Source organism: Acholeplasma laidlawii (genome assembly GCF_015709225.1).
GTDB lineage: Bacteria > Bacillota_I > Bacilli_A > Acholeplasmatales > Acholeplasmataceae > Acholeplasma > Acholeplasma laidlawii_A.
Genome location: NZ_JADNRS010000053.1, coordinates 113701 through 129885 on the forward strand (window position 1 = coordinate 113701; position 16185 = coordinate 129885).

Annotated in this window: 10 protein-coding genes; 1 reads left to right on the plus strand and 9 read right to left on the minus strand. The window is 30.2% G+C overall.

The window, feature by feature from the left end; genetic code table 11:
• Window positions 1-60 precede the first annotated feature (60 nt).
• The 7 genes from IY230_RS06250 to IY230_RS06280 all read right to left on the minus strand — a co-directional run bounded on the left by IY230_RS06250 (window position 61) and on the right by IY230_RS06280 (window position 12023).
• Complete coding sequence (locus tag IY230_RS06250) at window positions 61-225, minus strand: hypothetical protein (protein ID WP_196370757.1); 165 nt, start codon at window positions 223-225, stop codon at window positions 61-63.
• A 335-nt stretch (window positions 226-560) separates the two neighbouring features.
• Window positions 561-6299: an InlB B-repeat-containing protein gene (locus tag IY230_RS06255; RefSeq protein ID WP_196370759.1), complete on the minus strand. Its 5739-nt coding sequence runs from the start codon at window positions 6297-6299 to the stop codon at window positions 561-563.
• 461 nt (window positions 6300-6760) lie between these two features.
• Window positions 6761-8902, minus strand: a complete 2142-nt coding sequence (locus IY230_RS06260; protein WP_196370761.1) for a UvrD-helicase domain-containing protein — start codon at window positions 8900-8902, stop codon at window positions 6761-6763.
• Between the two features lie 424 nt (window positions 8903-9326).
• A complete protein-coding gene (locus IY230_RS06265) occupies window positions 9327-10760 on the minus strand; it encodes a flotillin family protein (RefSeq protein WP_230852619.1) in 1434 nt (477 codons plus the stop codon).
• 189 nt (window positions 10761-10949) lie between these two features.
• On the minus strand, window positions 10950-11195 hold the full coding sequence (locus IY230_RS06270) for a GlsB/YeaQ/YmgE family stress response membrane protein (protein WP_196370763.1): 246 nt from the start codon (window positions 11193-11195) through the stop codon (window positions 10950-10952).
• Between the two features lie 169 nt (window positions 11196-11364).
• Window positions 11365-11616: a hypothetical protein gene (locus tag IY230_RS06275; RefSeq protein ID WP_196370765.1), complete on the minus strand. Its 252-nt coding sequence runs from the start codon at window positions 11614-11616 to the stop codon at window positions 11365-11367.
• A gap of 83 nt (window positions 11617-11699) precedes the next feature.
• Entirely contained in the window at window positions 11700-12023 is a 324-nt protein-coding gene (locus tag IY230_RS06280) for an SHOCT domain-containing protein (RefSeq protein ID WP_196370767.1), read from the minus strand.
• Window positions 12024-12247: 224 nt separating this feature from the next.
• On the opposite strand from IY230_RS06280, the gene IY230_RS06285 reads away from it, so the two are divergent.
• Window positions 12248-12826, plus strand: coding sequence for a recombinase family protein (locus IY230_RS06285; protein ID WP_196370769.1), 579 nt, complete (start codon window positions 12248-12250; stop codon window positions 12824-12826).
• Here IY230_RS06285 and IY230_RS06290 read toward each other — a convergent pair.
• Both IY230_RS06290 and IY230_RS06295 read right to left on the minus strand, forming a co-directional pair.
• Window positions 12821-13201, minus strand: coding sequence for a (deoxy)nucleoside triphosphate pyrophosphohydrolase (locus tag IY230_RS06290; RefSeq protein ID WP_196370771.1), 381 nt, complete (start codon window positions 13199-13201; stop codon window positions 12821-12823). The genes IY230_RS06285 and IY230_RS06290 overlap by 6 nt on opposite strands.
• Window positions 13185-16145: a DEAD/DEAH box helicase gene (locus tag IY230_RS06295; protein WP_196370773.1), complete on the minus strand. Its 2961-nt coding sequence runs from the start codon at window positions 16143-16145 to the stop codon at window positions 13185-13187. The genes IY230_RS06290 and IY230_RS06295 overlap by 17 nt, the downstream gene beginning before the upstream one ends.
• Window positions 16146-16185 lie beyond the last annotated feature (40 nt).

Consider the following 16185-nt stretch of genomic DNA (forward strand, 5'->3'; position numbering starts at 1 on the left):
GTTTTTTAATAAATTAAGTGCCCTTTCTATCTCCCTAGCCTCACCATTATCTTTAACTAATTAAATTAAAGCTAATGCATTTTCATCATTTGATTCTATATTATTCTCCCTTAAGATCTTAATAGCATTCATGAATAACTGTCTTGTAAACAACACTTTATCTGAGTATAACATTCTATTTAAGTGTTCAATTCTATATATTATTTCTCTTGTAGTCCTAACCATTCACCTTCTTCAAAATAATCAATAAATTCTTCCACCTCATGCTTTATTTTTAACCTGAGATATCATATATGACTTGGTTTTTAGTGGCTCACTTTCACAACGTTTATTTAACAATTAATGGCTCAGTTTCATTATACGACTTACATATATCACATGATGAAATCGTTTATAAGTAAAATATATTGAAAAAATAGTTATTTTAGGTTACTTATTAATTTTAATGTGATTGTAGTGTAAACCCGTTACCACAAATAGAAAAGACAACCTTTATAATAGGCTGTCTTTTCTTCTTTTGTTATTTAATTATTCTTTGTATATCACATTTTAATAACTTTTCAGTAATATCTTTCATTGAAAATGAATGTGTTTTCTGCAGTCCAAGTATTTTCTATATCACTAATCGTGACACTAACATCTCTACCAAATTCAGATGTAATAATCTCAGTTGTAACAACAAAGTTTTCTATACCTAAATCATTGATATAAAAGCTTTTTGTTTCATCATACCCACTCACTTCATGGATATACAGATATTGGATGTATAAGTAATCAAGTATATTGGTCTCATCATACAGTGTTAAATTGATAAATACCCATACATTTACAGGATCTATTAATGCATATTCTACATAAATGGCAGCATCACCCTCTGGTAGTTCTTCTACTGTTGCACCATTTATAGTCATTGTCTTAATGTAATAATTAGGATGGGAATAAAGGTTAATATTTGGATGTGTTGATTGAATTGTGTAAGTTAAACTGTTTAGATTGTTGGTGACTGTGTAGGTGTAACCAGTAGTTTCTATTTCTATAGTTGGGATTTCATCTACTGGAAATACTTTATAGTCTCCACCTGGGCTGGTATATAATCTATAGTCACTTTCTATATAGACTTTATAGTCACCTTCTGATAATTCAAATGTTAGGTAGTAGCCGTTATTTTTAACAACATCTAACCCAAATTCATTAAAGATCATACTTTCATACATCATAATATCTGCAATGATCTTATAGGTTTCATAATCTAAGTAACTTTCTAAACCCATTTGATTGATACGTTCGCTTGGTACATGGAAACTAAATTCAGCTGACTTATATTCTACAAACACTTCATTAAATGTAAAGGTAAAGTTATTTGAATAAATGGTTTGAGTTGTAAAATCATAATAAATCGCATCTTCTGCATAGGTTTCAAACATAACATATGTTTGTGGCGAGGTATCTATAAATAATGAGATATCTGATATTTCATATTCTAAACTTAAATAGATGACGTTGTAGTGGTTAGCTTCTGCAAAAGTCATTAATTCTTCAAAACTATTATATTCTACATAGCCCCACATTTTAATCTTTGTTACTGTTAAGTAAGCTGGTATATATGTATTATAATCATTTAAATAAAAGTATCTGTCGTGATTATAATCTGTTTGATCGATTGCCATAACACCAAGTGATGCATCATAAATGGGAATATAAAGTGTTTTCGTAAATCCCTTATGGGTTAAGGTAAAATAGGTTTCATTTAAGTTAGTATTTGTATAAACTTCTAGTGTATACGTTAAAGGATCTAAATCACTTAGTCTATGGGTGTAAGTATCCCCATTTAAGTAAGTAATCATAAAGACGATATCTTCTTCTATGCCGTCTAACGATATATAAGAATCCATGTAAAACTCTAAATTAGTAACAACATTTTCAATGTAATATGCATATAAATTGATGTTACCTATTTCTTCTCCAGTAACTTCTGTTTCAAAACTACTATCTGTAAATAAACCGTCTAACATAAAATCACCATATACACCTAATATATTATCTAAATTGTTTGATTTGATGATGTAGTGACTGCTATCAATATTGTTATAAATGGTGTAGGTGTTTGCTTTAACGGTAAATGTTTTTTTAGGTAATACGTCAACAAACTCAAAATCGGTGTAGAAGTAAGGTGATTCTGTTCTAAGTATCATGAAACTACCATAATCTTCTATTTCAAGTAGCGCTTCCTCAAAATAGAATGTGATACGGTTATTTCCTCGATATGCGTTTTGGTATCTACCTTGTAACAACTCTTTTAACATATAGCTTATTTCTATAATGTACATATCATCAAATTCTATAACATCATATAATGCAGCTCTATCAAAATTGGTTGTTAAAAACTTATAGATAACATCTTTATTTTCATAGATGACATACTCACCTTCAAGTTTGAAGGTGAAATTATCACCAATAATGATTTGATTGGTTAAATCCATGTAGTAGTTGGCGTCATACGCCTTTAAGTTTATGATGTTTGTTTGAAGTTCTTGTAATAAATCATCTTCACTGATAATTCTATATACAAACTCGAGGATATAGATGGACTCATTCGTTTCTAGGATGTAATCTTTTAGATCTTCTAATGTATTTAGTTCACGATGAGCAACAACATCCCAAATAATATAAAGCGTTGAAATATTTAAAGTCTCTAGAGTATCTAGATCACTATAACTATATTTATTACCATTAATGATAAATACTTGGCCATCTAATACATAATCATGTGTATCCACATAGACTTCTATGGTGATATCTTCATATACAACTGTGAGTGTATATATACTACCTTCAACATTTATCAGTTCATGTGTATAACCTTCTAGTGTTACTAAATCTGTAGTGACATCGTAGCCGTTATTGTATCTGATCACTATCTTAATAGCTTCTAGTGGGTTTAATATATCTACGATGTATACATTGTCACCTAAAGTTTCATCATAGTAGTAATAATCCGCCATGAGATTGATGTTTACAACGTATATATTTTCGTAATTGATGACGTAACCGGTGGTTGTTGTAGGCATGTCCTTATAATAAACTAAGATCGAATCATCATTTAACATAACATTTAACATGTATAAGTAATTTGGTGCATAATTAAAACTATCACCATTACCCATGTTTAGACTATCAAATGTAATATAGATGATATGATCATCTTTATTATTTCTAAACTCATAGGTTCGTCCTAATGTGGTTATATCTGGCAAATCTATTGTTTCTTTAGTTTCTTTAATGTTTAACCAATTAAAGTTAAAACTATATTCATCGCTACTTAGTCTAAGTTCATAATTCGAGTTGCCAAATGTGTATACTCGATCATCAAATTCATGAGTTCTACCAATTACTAGACCCTTATAGATCTCTCTAATAGTAAATATGTTATAGATATTTATGTTCATTTCATCCAACATACTACTTGGCAAACTTTCTATGAACCCTACTTGATTAAAGTCTTTAGCAGGTACACTCAAACTAAATTTTTCAGATATAAAGGTGATGGTGCTTGTTGTAAAACTTATCATGAAGTTTTCATTAAATAAGATATCTTCAGTCAAGTTGTAGTAAATAGTTGTTTCTCCAAAGTCATCTGTTATTTCTACCATGTCTACTGTGGATAGATAGTCTTGGAAGAATGTGTAGTCTTTTAGTGTATAGTAAATGTTTAAGTAATTTACCGCTTGATCACTTTGATCAAGTAAGTTACCAACAAATGCTATATCCATAGAAGCTTCTTCATAGTATCTACCATTGATGTTAACTTCTTCAATGTTTAAGTAGCTTGGTATCATAAAATCTGTTAAGAAGTTTGATACATAACCTATACCATTATCACTAATATAAATACGACCATTGGTATCATAATCATAAATGACTGCAAAGTATGAGATTTCTATACCTTCGTAGGTAAGTTCTACAAATATTGGTTCTAGGTTTTCATTGTATGTATAGTCTAAGGTATACTCTGTTTCATCAAGGTCTGATAACTTAATATCTTTATACATACCAGCTGAGTCTCTAGTAATAATTGTAATATCATCTATCATATGATCTTTATCAAATACGTAGACTGTTGCATCCAGTTCATAATCATAGTATTGATGCACTGTATCTAAGCTAATAGATTCAAATACGATGTCTTCATCAATCAAGTGATTGGTGATGATATTTTTAAGTTCATCATAACGCGCTTCAAAGACTGCTGCATCATAAGTATTCATGTAGTAAGTATTGTAGTAAAATTCATAGGAATCATTTAATAGATTTATCATATGACTTGTGGTTAATATACCTTTATGTTGTTCGATATATAAGTCACCTAATCTAATGAAGTCTTCATTTGTTAATGAATCAAATTGTTCAATAAATAAGGTTAACTCAGGAATATCAGTATAGAGGATTGCTATATATTCTCCGTAAACCATATCAATTAAGTAATACTTACTTTCATTCATATCATAGACAACTGCATAACCTGTATAGTTTTTAAATACATCAACAAAGACGATGTATTCGTTTAATTGGTAGATACCATTTAAATCTCTTGGATTTTCATCTGTTTCAAGTGCCATGAAGTTATTTGCATCACCAAAGGTTAGGAGTTCATCTACCATAAAGTTTATTGGCACCCACTGAATATATATGGTAATTTCAGGGTTTAGTGCTAGTTTATCCATTAAGGTTTGATCAAGTGGTTCAGTAAATTCTTTATCATAGTAATAACCTTCTAATACATAACCATCACGTCTAAAGGATGTGATGTCATCAAAGCCATTGTCATAGATACTATCGAAGTCTTCATTGTAACTTATTTCTTGAACGATACCATCTACACCATAATCTACTTTTAATGTGTAGGTTTGTTCGTAGATGGTTTCGTAAGTTAATGGGTCAATTGTTTCTATATAGGCTTCATCATAATCACTTTGTAGAATAGATATATCCATACCGATATCATCTTCTACTGTGATATTTAGATCGATACCAATGATTTGGTTATTTTCTATCCAAAGTGTAAGTTTTGCTTCAATGATTTCAGTTTCCATAAACATCTCTTTATATTGAAGTGGTATGGTTTGTTCGTTTAAGATAACTTCTACTTTATAGCTGTTTAGTTTTTGATAAACTTTAAAGTTATTGGTATTGATATTTGATAGTATGTCAATGGCGTTAAAGTTTTCGATGAAGGATTTAAAGTAGTAGTTTGGTGTATCTACGATACTAGCCATACCCATAAAGTTACCAATAAATTGGTCTGAAATAATATCTGGACTCATTAGTTTAGTTTCTTCCAAGAAATCTTCGATATAGAACTTACCATGCATCACGTAGATTTCTTGTTGAAGTTCTTCATTATATAACATCATGATGTGGCTATTTCTAGTTTCATAGTTGGTTTCTAAGTCAATTTTAGCTGTAATTAACATTTCTTCTTCGCCTTGGGTTTGTTTCAAGGTTGCTTCATATTTGGTGTTATAAATGATTTTTTGTTCCACACCAAGCATTTTAAGTAGACCTTCAGCAAAACTAAGTTCTACATAAGTTGGTTCTGGTGTTAAAGTCCATTTAGCCTCTAGTGTGATATTGGAAGTTACTGGCGTGTTAAAGTCGTATAAAACCTCACCAATATACCAGCCACCAAAGTCATAGAGTGCTTTAGTAGGATCAGCTGGTTTAATTACTAAGGTGTTAGCCTCTACGGTTTGGTTAGGTATGTTAGAACCTTCCTTACTATCAAATGTTACAGTATAGGTAATAACTTCTTGATTTACTTCCCAAACAGCTAATAATGTAATAGCGGCTGTTATTGGTGTTGTTTCAAAGTTAAATTCGTTATCGTTTAATGCCCAGTATAAAAAGATATGACCAGCATACGTAGGATTTGTAGGCTTAGTAGCAAATCCATTTTCGACAACTTCTTGGGCATTAACACTCGAACCCCCCTGGCTATCAAAGGTAACTGTATGCTTATTGACACCTTCATCAGGCGCCCAAACAGCAGTAAGTGTAATCGATGCAACTATTGGATATTCGTCGAATTTAAACTCAACACCTTCAAGCGCCCAATGTATAAACGTGTGTCCTTTATAAGTTGGATCCTGAGGCTTGGTAGCAAATTCTCCTGATAAAACGGTTTGGCTTAAAACTCCTGTGCCCCCATTACTATCAAAGTCAACCGTGTAACTTGTTTCTGTACAGCTTATTAGTATGCATACGAATAAGATTGTACTAAAGATGATAAATAATCTTTTCATATAAATTCATCCCTTTCTTGAATTTTATGGTAATAATCGTTAAAAAGCTATATAAAGACAAAAAGAAAACTTCCTACAATAGGATGTTTTCCTTGGTTAAAATAAACTTAATAAAAGTAAATTTATGAGTTGCATCAACAATTCCCCCCCCAAACTGTTGTTTTGCAGAAGATGAAGTTTTCTAGTTGCTACAGTTCTATTTTAACACTTTTTATAATAAGTAGTGTAAATAATTATAATAATAATGATGTTACCGTGATTGACAAGTTAATTTGACGCGATAGTTACTTATTCAATCTTTTCCGGTAGTTCTTTAAGTACTTCTTTTTTGTACGTCTTAATATAAATGGCTTTGTTTTTTAATTTTACTGGGATTTGTGCTAATTTAGTTAGAATATCCATTAACGTGGCGCCTTTATATATTTACTTGATGTCTTTATTAAACTTATTTTAGATTATACTTAAGCTATTTTAGCATCTATTAAACTTAAGTGTTTATCATTTAGATTCAGTGCATGATAAAGCTTTATCACAGCAACATAATACCTGATTTTATCTCTGTTTGTTAAACCCTGGTAGATCTCAATGTTTTTCTTGGCTTGAGCTTTTTCGTTTTTAGATACAGACTTTTCATAGTCATGTTTATGGTGTGTTGCAGATAAATATCTATAGATATCATGAACACTCTTAAACTCAGAGATGGTAAAGGATTTATCTAATAACTTTTGGTTCATGAGATAATCGTAGTCCCTATCCATATTAAACCCACCAGCTGAGCCACCGGATAAGTAACCTGCAATCCGGTTTCTTTTTTCATTAAACGCTACATCAAATGTCACCTTTAATGTGTGTTGAATAAAGTATCTAAATGCTTGCATATAGATATCTATATTAGGTTTTGTCTGTTTTTCATTTAATATCTTATCAAAGTTTATGATGAGTTCTATTAAGTATAGAAGTTCATTATATAGTTTAGGGTATACCATATATTTTAGTTTTACTTCTTCAAAGATATGATGTTGTTCAATTCTTAAATAAGTATTTGTAGGTGTATATATAATATCTTTATACATGGACTTTTTAACACTAATTTTAATCCAGTTTTCTTTTATCTTTTTAAGTTCTTCTAATACTTCATGGCTACTATTTTTCAGAGCATAAAGATAGACTAAATCTCTTGCAGTAAATAAGAGGTTATACATAATCTTTCTTGATTGTTCTAATTGATTAGTTAATAGACTTGTTAGATCTTTAATGAGGACATATTTAAAATCTAGTCCCTTAGTTTCTTCTAGTGTGAGCACATTCACACTAGAAGGCTCTACTTGGTAAACCTTCATATAACTTTTAGTTTGTAAGAAGATAATAAAGTTTTTAATTGAAAGATTTTTGGTTGTCTTCTGATAAATACTAATTAGTCTCATATAAGATGCCTTAGTTTGTTTATCTAAGTCTAATTCATCCATCGTGCGTAGCATAAAGGTTAAAAAGTTTGTTTTATCGATTAAAGGTTCTTCTGTATAGTTAGAAAGTCCTTCCACTAATGTATCACAATCTACCATTTCTTCTTTTTCTATATAATTTAATAAACCCTCTTCTTGAAGTCTATTAATCATTGATGGTTTATCTTCATTTGATACAATCACTGCAATATCAGAAAGATCTGTTTCAATCTCATCTTCATTAAGTTGTTTAATGGTACTTATCATTTCTTTAAATATTTCTTCTTCGCTTGAAAGTATATTTAGATTTGGTTTAAAGTGATCTTGTCTCATATATTTGATTTTTGGAATTAAGCGAGATGTATTCTTTTCAATCATACTAGCAAACCTTAATATAGAAAGGTTTGTCTTGTAGTTGTCAACTAATACTTTTCTTTCAAAGTTTTTATCTAAATACACATCATATAAATAAGTAGACTTAATATCTATATCTTCCATTAACTGATCATCATTGCCCAAAACATAAATGTTTTGGGTATTGTCAAACAACATATAGACAAACGACTTACTTGTACCATAGATATCTTGTGCATTATCAATAAAGATATGGCTATACATATTATGATACTTATTTTGAAGTTCCTTATCTTCAGAAAAGAGTTTAAATGCATAACTTACAAAATCTTCATTTAAAGAAACTTTATGTGTCTTTAAATAATTTTCATAACTTTCATTGATTTTACTCTTATAATTCATAAAAATATTTGGATTAATCTGATATGCTACATACTGTTTCTTAGTAATCATAACCTCTTTAGTGATGTTATCTTTAATGTTATCTAGTACTTCTTTGCTTAAAAACTTTTTATTATAACCTTCATGGTCTAAAATAACCTTTAAAGCAAACATTTCCAGTGTAAAAATGGATATGTTTGAAATATCTAAATGTTCATCTAACTTATTCATGATATTATACATATCATTAACTGTTGTTGTAAGTATAAGTATATGTTTAGGATTTAATTTAATTTGTTTTACTAAGTAGTCTATACGTTCTACTAAAACGTGTGTCTTACCAGTACCAGCACTTCCAATTAATAAAAAATATGGTGCATCTGTTTTAATTGCGTGCCTTTGATCTTCTGTGTAGTTATAGTTCATAGAAAGTCCCCTAACTTCTATTGTTGTGTCATAGTAGTATTATAACATGATATATACTTGGTACTTAATAAATAAAAGCCTTGAATCTAAATAGATACAAGGCTTTTACATTAGTGGTTGAAGTCCATAGAACCTTATCCCCACTATGATATAATTCAGATCTACATATCCGGGGAGATTAGCTAATGATCTCAATTATATTTTGGTTTTTCAATAAAGATATTAATATAATTTTAAAGCGTTTTCACAACACAGATATCATTATAACAAACTTTTTATCTTTTGTTAAGCCATTATAGGCATATTGTATGATTTTATCAAGTAATGAAAAAATTGTAACTTTAGATGTGTTTTTAAATGAAAATTGATTAAATCATGTAAAACCTGAGCTAAGTTTGATACTTAACTCAGGTTTAATGATTTACTATTTATCTAACTTTTTATCTTTTTCAACTTTCGGTTCTACTTGTTTATTGGTAAGTTTACCTGATGCATATCCTGCTAATAGAGAAGTTAAATCAATACCAGTTGATTCTTGGATGGATGATAAGATTTGAGTGGATGAATTGACGATATCACCAACAAGCTTTGTTGAGTTACCATCACCATACATCGTAATCTTATCTACCTTAGCAAGTGGTGATGCTGCAGCACCAACAATCTTAGGTAATACATCAGAATTTAAGATTAATTCTAAGACAGCTGCTTCTTCCATCAACTTCATAGCAACCGCTTTTTTCTCAATTGCTTCAGCTTCTGCTACCCCTACTGCTTGAATACCTTTAGCACGTTCTTCTTCAGCAAATCTTTGAGCTTCAGCAGCTACCTTAACAGAATCAGCTCTTTTAGCTTCTTCAATATATTTAGCTTCTGCTTCTTTAGAACGAATATAAAGATCCGCTAAAGCTTTTTGTTCAGCAGCATAACGTTTTGCATCTGCATCTTTTCTAACAACTGCATCTAAACGTTTTTCTTCAACTTCAATTTCTTTTTGTTTTAATTCAATCTCTTTTGTACGTTTAGCAATCTCTGCTTCTTGAATTGCGATATTTACACTCTTAGATTCATTTGCACTTTGAATTTGATATGCAGCATCTGCTACCGCTTTTTGAGTATCTGATCTTTGTTTTAAGGCTGATTGACGTAATTCAAGATCAGTATTTTGTTCAGCAATTTTTAACTCAGCAGTAATTCTTGCTTCGTTGGCTAATTCTTTTGCTTGTGCTGTTGCAATCTCTACATCTTTTTCAGAGTTTGCACGGGCAATAGAAGCCTCTTTTCTAATTTGTGTAACATTATCAACCCCAAGGTCTTCTATTACACCATTTTTATCACTAAAGTTTTGAATTGTGATATTAATGATTTCAAGACCCATACGGTTCATATCTTGCATTGCGGAGTTATATACTTGTTCAGCAAACTTTTCTCTGTTTTGAACTAGTTCCTTTAACTTCATTTGACCAATAATTTCACGCATGTTACCTTCTAATATTTCTTTAGTAACAATACGGATACCTTCTAAGTCTCTAGATAAAAGGATTTGACCTGCTAGACGGATAGAGTCCTCATCTGTCATGATACGGATATTTGCTACCCCATCTACAAATATATTGATAAATTCATTTGTAGGTACAGCAGAATCTGTTTTAATATCTGTTTGAATTAATGATAAAGGAATCGCATCAATTCTTTCTAAGAATGGTATACGTAATGTACCCTTTCCTATAACAACTCTTGACTTCTTAGGTCCTGTAATAATATATGCTTGGTTAGGTTTAACCTTGACATAGGATGCAGCAAATAAAACAATCAAAATGACCACTATGGCAATAGATATGCCAATTATGATTTCTTCCATATTTAATTTCCCCTCTTTCGTATGGTTATGTTTTAACACTTTAAAATAATTATACATGAAATTATAGATGTTTCCTAATCATTCAATAAATAATTCTGTCATAGTTTTTATACTAGAACTTAAGACAAAATAAAAACCCTATAAACTTGTGATATTTATGCACAAATTTATAGGGTTATTTTGTAAGTACTATCTTTTCTTAAGTGATTTTAAGATACTAATAAATACTACAGCTCCCAGAATGGATATAAAAAATCCTGGCCATGAAATATTGGTTGTTGTAAAGTCTTTAAATCCACTAGCAGCCCAGCCACCTAAAAATGAACCTATAATACCTACTGCAATGTCTGCAATAAGTCCTCTTCTATCTTTCGTTATCCATCCAGCAACAATACCTGTTATTGCTCCAAACAATATCCATATAACCAAGTTCATCTTTTTTCCTCCAACAATAATATACTTCCATTATATGTTAAATAACATAGATTTGATAAGTATTCACACTATTTTGTTTTATTGTTACTAGTTTAGACTTATAAAGATGAAAAGGTATTCGATGTTCATCAAATACCTTTTCTAGTAGAATTATTATTTTATTGATTGGCTATTCTTTGTTGTTGATAGCATCTACAACCTTGTTAAACTTACTTGTTACCTTTTTGATACCTTTGTTGATATCTTGATTCAGTTTATATGAAGGATTTTCTTTAAAGATTACTATCACATCATATTTATGTGCATGTATTGCACCTTCAAAATCCCATCCAATTTTAGTTTGATTATTGATGAGTTCAGTTAGTTTTTCTGCACGTAGCTTTGTATCTTTGATACCTTTAAGGATTTCTGTTTTATACATGATTATATTCCCCCTATATCATGAATTTCTTTGAGTCTATCTTACCACATAATTTTTTTCAATACGGCAATTAGCAGTTTCTATTAAAAACCAAGAATACGTTTTCTACTCTCATGGTATTCTTCTTCGGAAATAATCCCTTTATCATAGAGTGATTGTATTTTGTTTAATTGTGTTTCAATACTAACCCCACTACTTATTGTACTACTACCTGTAACGTATGTGTTGCCTTCATTCTTAAGTCCAGAAATACTTACAAGCAGTGTTATCAAGTAGATAATGAATGACACCCACATTAGAGGTAATATTAAAGCTAGAAAAAATGAAAGTATTAACCCAATGATACTGATAATCATTGCTGGTTTCCATTTTTTTAATACGACCAAAACTATTGCTACTATATCCATTTATTTAAATCCCCTTGTGATTATAGTATACATGATTTGAATCTAAATATTAAGTCCTGTTATAAACTTTATTTTTGAAGATAGTTGAAGAACTACACTTTCAACTAATTTGATGTGCTTTAGTTGATCCTTACAAGGTGTACCTTTTGGGAATAAAGAGGTATTTTCTTATTGCTATTTAATGCTAGAATTAAAACTATAAAAATATTTTAGGAGCTAGCAGGATGACATACGCATATATAAGAGTTTCTAGTAAGACTCAACATATTGATAGACAACTATCAGAGATAGTTAAATTAAACATACCAACCAAACATATCTTTATAGATAAAGAAAGCGGTAAAGACTTCAATAGGAAACAGTACAGAAGATTAAAAAGTAAAATTAAAAAAGATGATTTAGTCATCATTAAAATTATTGATAGATTAGGTAGAAATTATCATATGATCATCGATGAATGGGCATCTATAACACGTACAGTAGGTGCTGATATACAGGTACTTGATATGCCACTATTAGATACCAGGTCACATCCGGAAAACTTGGTGGGCAAATTTATAAGTGATATTGTTTTACAAATACTGTCTTTTGTTGCAGAAAATGAAAGAGATAATATTAAACAAAGGCAAGCCGAAGGTATTCGAATAGCAAAAGAAAAGGGCGTCCATATGGGACGCCCTAGATATGTTAAACCTTATAATTTTGATGAAATCGTTAGTTTGTTTAAAGATAAACAAATAAGTCTTAGTGAAGCCATTTCAACACTAGAATTATCTAAATCAACATTTTATAAGTATTTATAATTTTTCAATTATTGGTAAATCTGCAGCTGCAAAATCGTAGTCAGCCATCTCTTCTTTCGTTAAGAATTTTGTATCTAAGTGTTCATTTGGTTTAAATTCACCAGAAACATATTCAGCAAAATATGCATGCAGTGTAATTATAAATGAGTTATACTCGTGAACCACAGTTGTCAAAAAGTCAGTTACTTTAATTTCAACATTCAGTTCTTCTTTAATCTCTCTAGCTAATGCTTGTTGTGGTGTTTCACCTTGCTCAACTTTACCACCAGGAAACTCCCATTTACGTGCGAGTTCACCTTGGTCTTTTCTTTGTGCTGCAAAATATTTATTACCCTTTTTTATAACTGCAGCAACGACTTCAATTTGCTTTTTCATTTTCTTTCTCCTTCGTGTAATCATATGTAAGTCTTTGATAAATATCATTCGGTACTCTATGTTCAAATTTAAGTTTAAACGAAATTGGTGCCTCACCTTTATGTTCTTCTACAAAAACTTTTCCTAAATAAGTAAAGTCTCTACTATAGCCCTTGCCCTTAGTTGCTTCTGTTGCAGATTTTCTAACAAATAAGTGGAGGTTAAACCCTAATTCTTTATGGTAAACTAGATTCTTACCTGTTTCATTTGTGGTTCTTGTAGAACCTGGTGATTGCCAATGGAAGATATTTTGATCTATAAAGTAGTCATCATAGTTAATACTATCATGTACATCACCTTTTATCAAATTAACTGTTAAGTAATATTCTTTTTCAATTCTAATTAAACCTGACATTAATAGTCCTGACACATTTTTATCAAACAATGATAGCGTATAGATTTCAGTCTTAGAGTACTCATGATAAAGTTCTACAAATGGATAAGGTGCAACTTTTCTATCAAACTCATGATGATATCTAGCAAGTCCATAACTAATTGAATTGTTGATAATATCTGTGTATCTATTATTTTCAAAAATATTACTAAAATCATCGGATAGTCTGATTTGATTATTTGATTTTTCTATAACCTTTATATTATTCTTTTTATCTGTTACTGAACCAAATTCTAAGAGTAGGTTTTTTACCGAGTGATTAAAGCTATCCAGGTTAGGGTTATCAATATATTTCCTTATTTTCGCAAATAATTCATTAATATCTAGTGCTTTATGATGAGTTAGTTCTCTTATTATTGCATATTCATAAGGACGTTTAATCGGTAACATACTATCTAGATATCCAATTAACTTAAAAAATGCATTATGTAATGAGGATTCGTCAAAAATATCTTTTTCCTGTGATGCTACAAAGCAAATATAGGATTTTTTCTTCTTTATGAACCTAATCGGATCAAACTCATCAAATGCAAAGTCTGTTAAACTAGGAATTCGTCCTAGATTTTTCTTTTTATCTTGATATGCTTCCTTTAAATAAGTAATTTCATTAAAGTCAGTAGCCTCTAATTGTGCTAGTATTCTTTCCTTAGATACTTTATTTAAACTAATAAAAGTATCTCCTGGTATATCAAAGAAATCATTAGCTGTGGATACAATCAAGTCATCCTTATCGTAAGCTTTATCACCAACGAGTGCAATTGGTAGTAAAAAATTTTTCTTATGATTTGCAATAAAGTCTAATACTGTTAAATACTCTTTGTCTTTATATTTCCTTAGACCTCTACCAAGTTGTTGAGTGAAAATAATCGATGAATTTGTAGGTCTAAGCATCAGTATTAAGTTCACCGATGGTATATCAATACCTTCATTAAATATCTCTACTGTAAATATGTAAGATAAAGGATCATTAGGATCTTCTAATCTTCTAACAGCTTCATCTCTGTTGCGATCATCTGATTCACCAGTTAAGGCAATAGATTTTAATCCTCTTTCATTAAAAGCATCTGCCATATAGTTTGCATGTGAAATATTTACACAGTAGCCAAGGGCTTTTGTCTTGTCACCAGAATGTTTAAACTTATTGATGTTGTCAATGATTAACTCTACACGAGCTTTGATGTTTAGTTTTTCAGCTAGTTTATCTATCTCAGTATTTAAATTTATATTTTCAATATCTGTTGTTACATCTTCAATACCAAAATAGTGAAATGGAACTACAAGTTCTTTTTCCAGAGCTTGTCTTAATCTAATTTCAACAGCAATCTGATTATCATATAATTCATAAATGCTTCTAGAATCTGTTCTTTCAGGTGTCGCTGTCATACCTAATAAAAACTTAGGCGTAAAATAACTCGTTATTCTATGATAACTGTCTGCAGCACTACGGTGTGCCTCATCTATAATAATATAGTCAAAATAACTAGGATCAAACAGGTTCAAATTGTCTATTTTAGAAATAGTCTGAATAGATGCAAAAAGATAATCACTTTCTAAGTCTTTTTTCGAACCTACTAATTCACCCATAGATACTTCCGGCATAATTGTTTTAAATGTTCTAAGTGCATCTCTTAAGATTTTTCCTCTATGTACAACAAATAGTACTTTTTTAGGTCTTAGCTGTAATACGTCAAATGCAGATAGGTAGGTTTTACCAGTTCCAGTGGCAGCAATAATAAGTGCTTTATTACATCCACTGTTTCTAATATTATTTAGGCCCTCCAAGGCCATTTCTTGCATTTCATTAGGTTTTATTTCATTAACATCTATCTGTTCAATAAAATCTCTAAGTTCATTATTCTCATCAATACTAAACCCTTGTATCGCTTCAACAATCTCATGATCAGGATTCCTCTTGATAAATTCAAAAAAGAAGTCAAGCATAGCTTTTTTTCCTTGATCAACCATTCTTTTACTCTCATAGAGTGATTTATATTCTTTTATAACTTTAGGTGTTAATTGTAAGGATTTAGGGTCGTTAAACAATTCATTAAAGTTATCAATAATGTTATCTTTAATTTTGTCATCATTTTTGGCAACATACTTTAAGTTCCACTCGTGATTATTCTTGAGTGCGTACTGAGTCATGTTACTTGAGCCAACTACAATTTCAAAATGATTACCCATATCAAATATATAAGCTTTTGTATGAAACTTTCTAATACTTGTTAAAGCATCGTATAGTTTTGCATCTATATATTTTTGGTCACCTATCATTTCAAGTGCTCTAGGCGTTGTACCAAACTCATAATTGGTTGTTAGAAGTTTACCTCTAACACCCCTATTACCTGCATCTATAAGATCTTCTATTATTAACTGCAACCCAGAGTCACTAATAAATGCCACACTAAAAGAAAAACTTTGACATCTATTCAAAGCATCTTTTAAGTAATGATAAAAGCTTGATTTTAAATTGTTCGTAAGAAGTTCTACGGGTTGCTGATTTATTTTCACGTCTACCTCATATATTCTTGTTAAATTTTTTTGATCAATT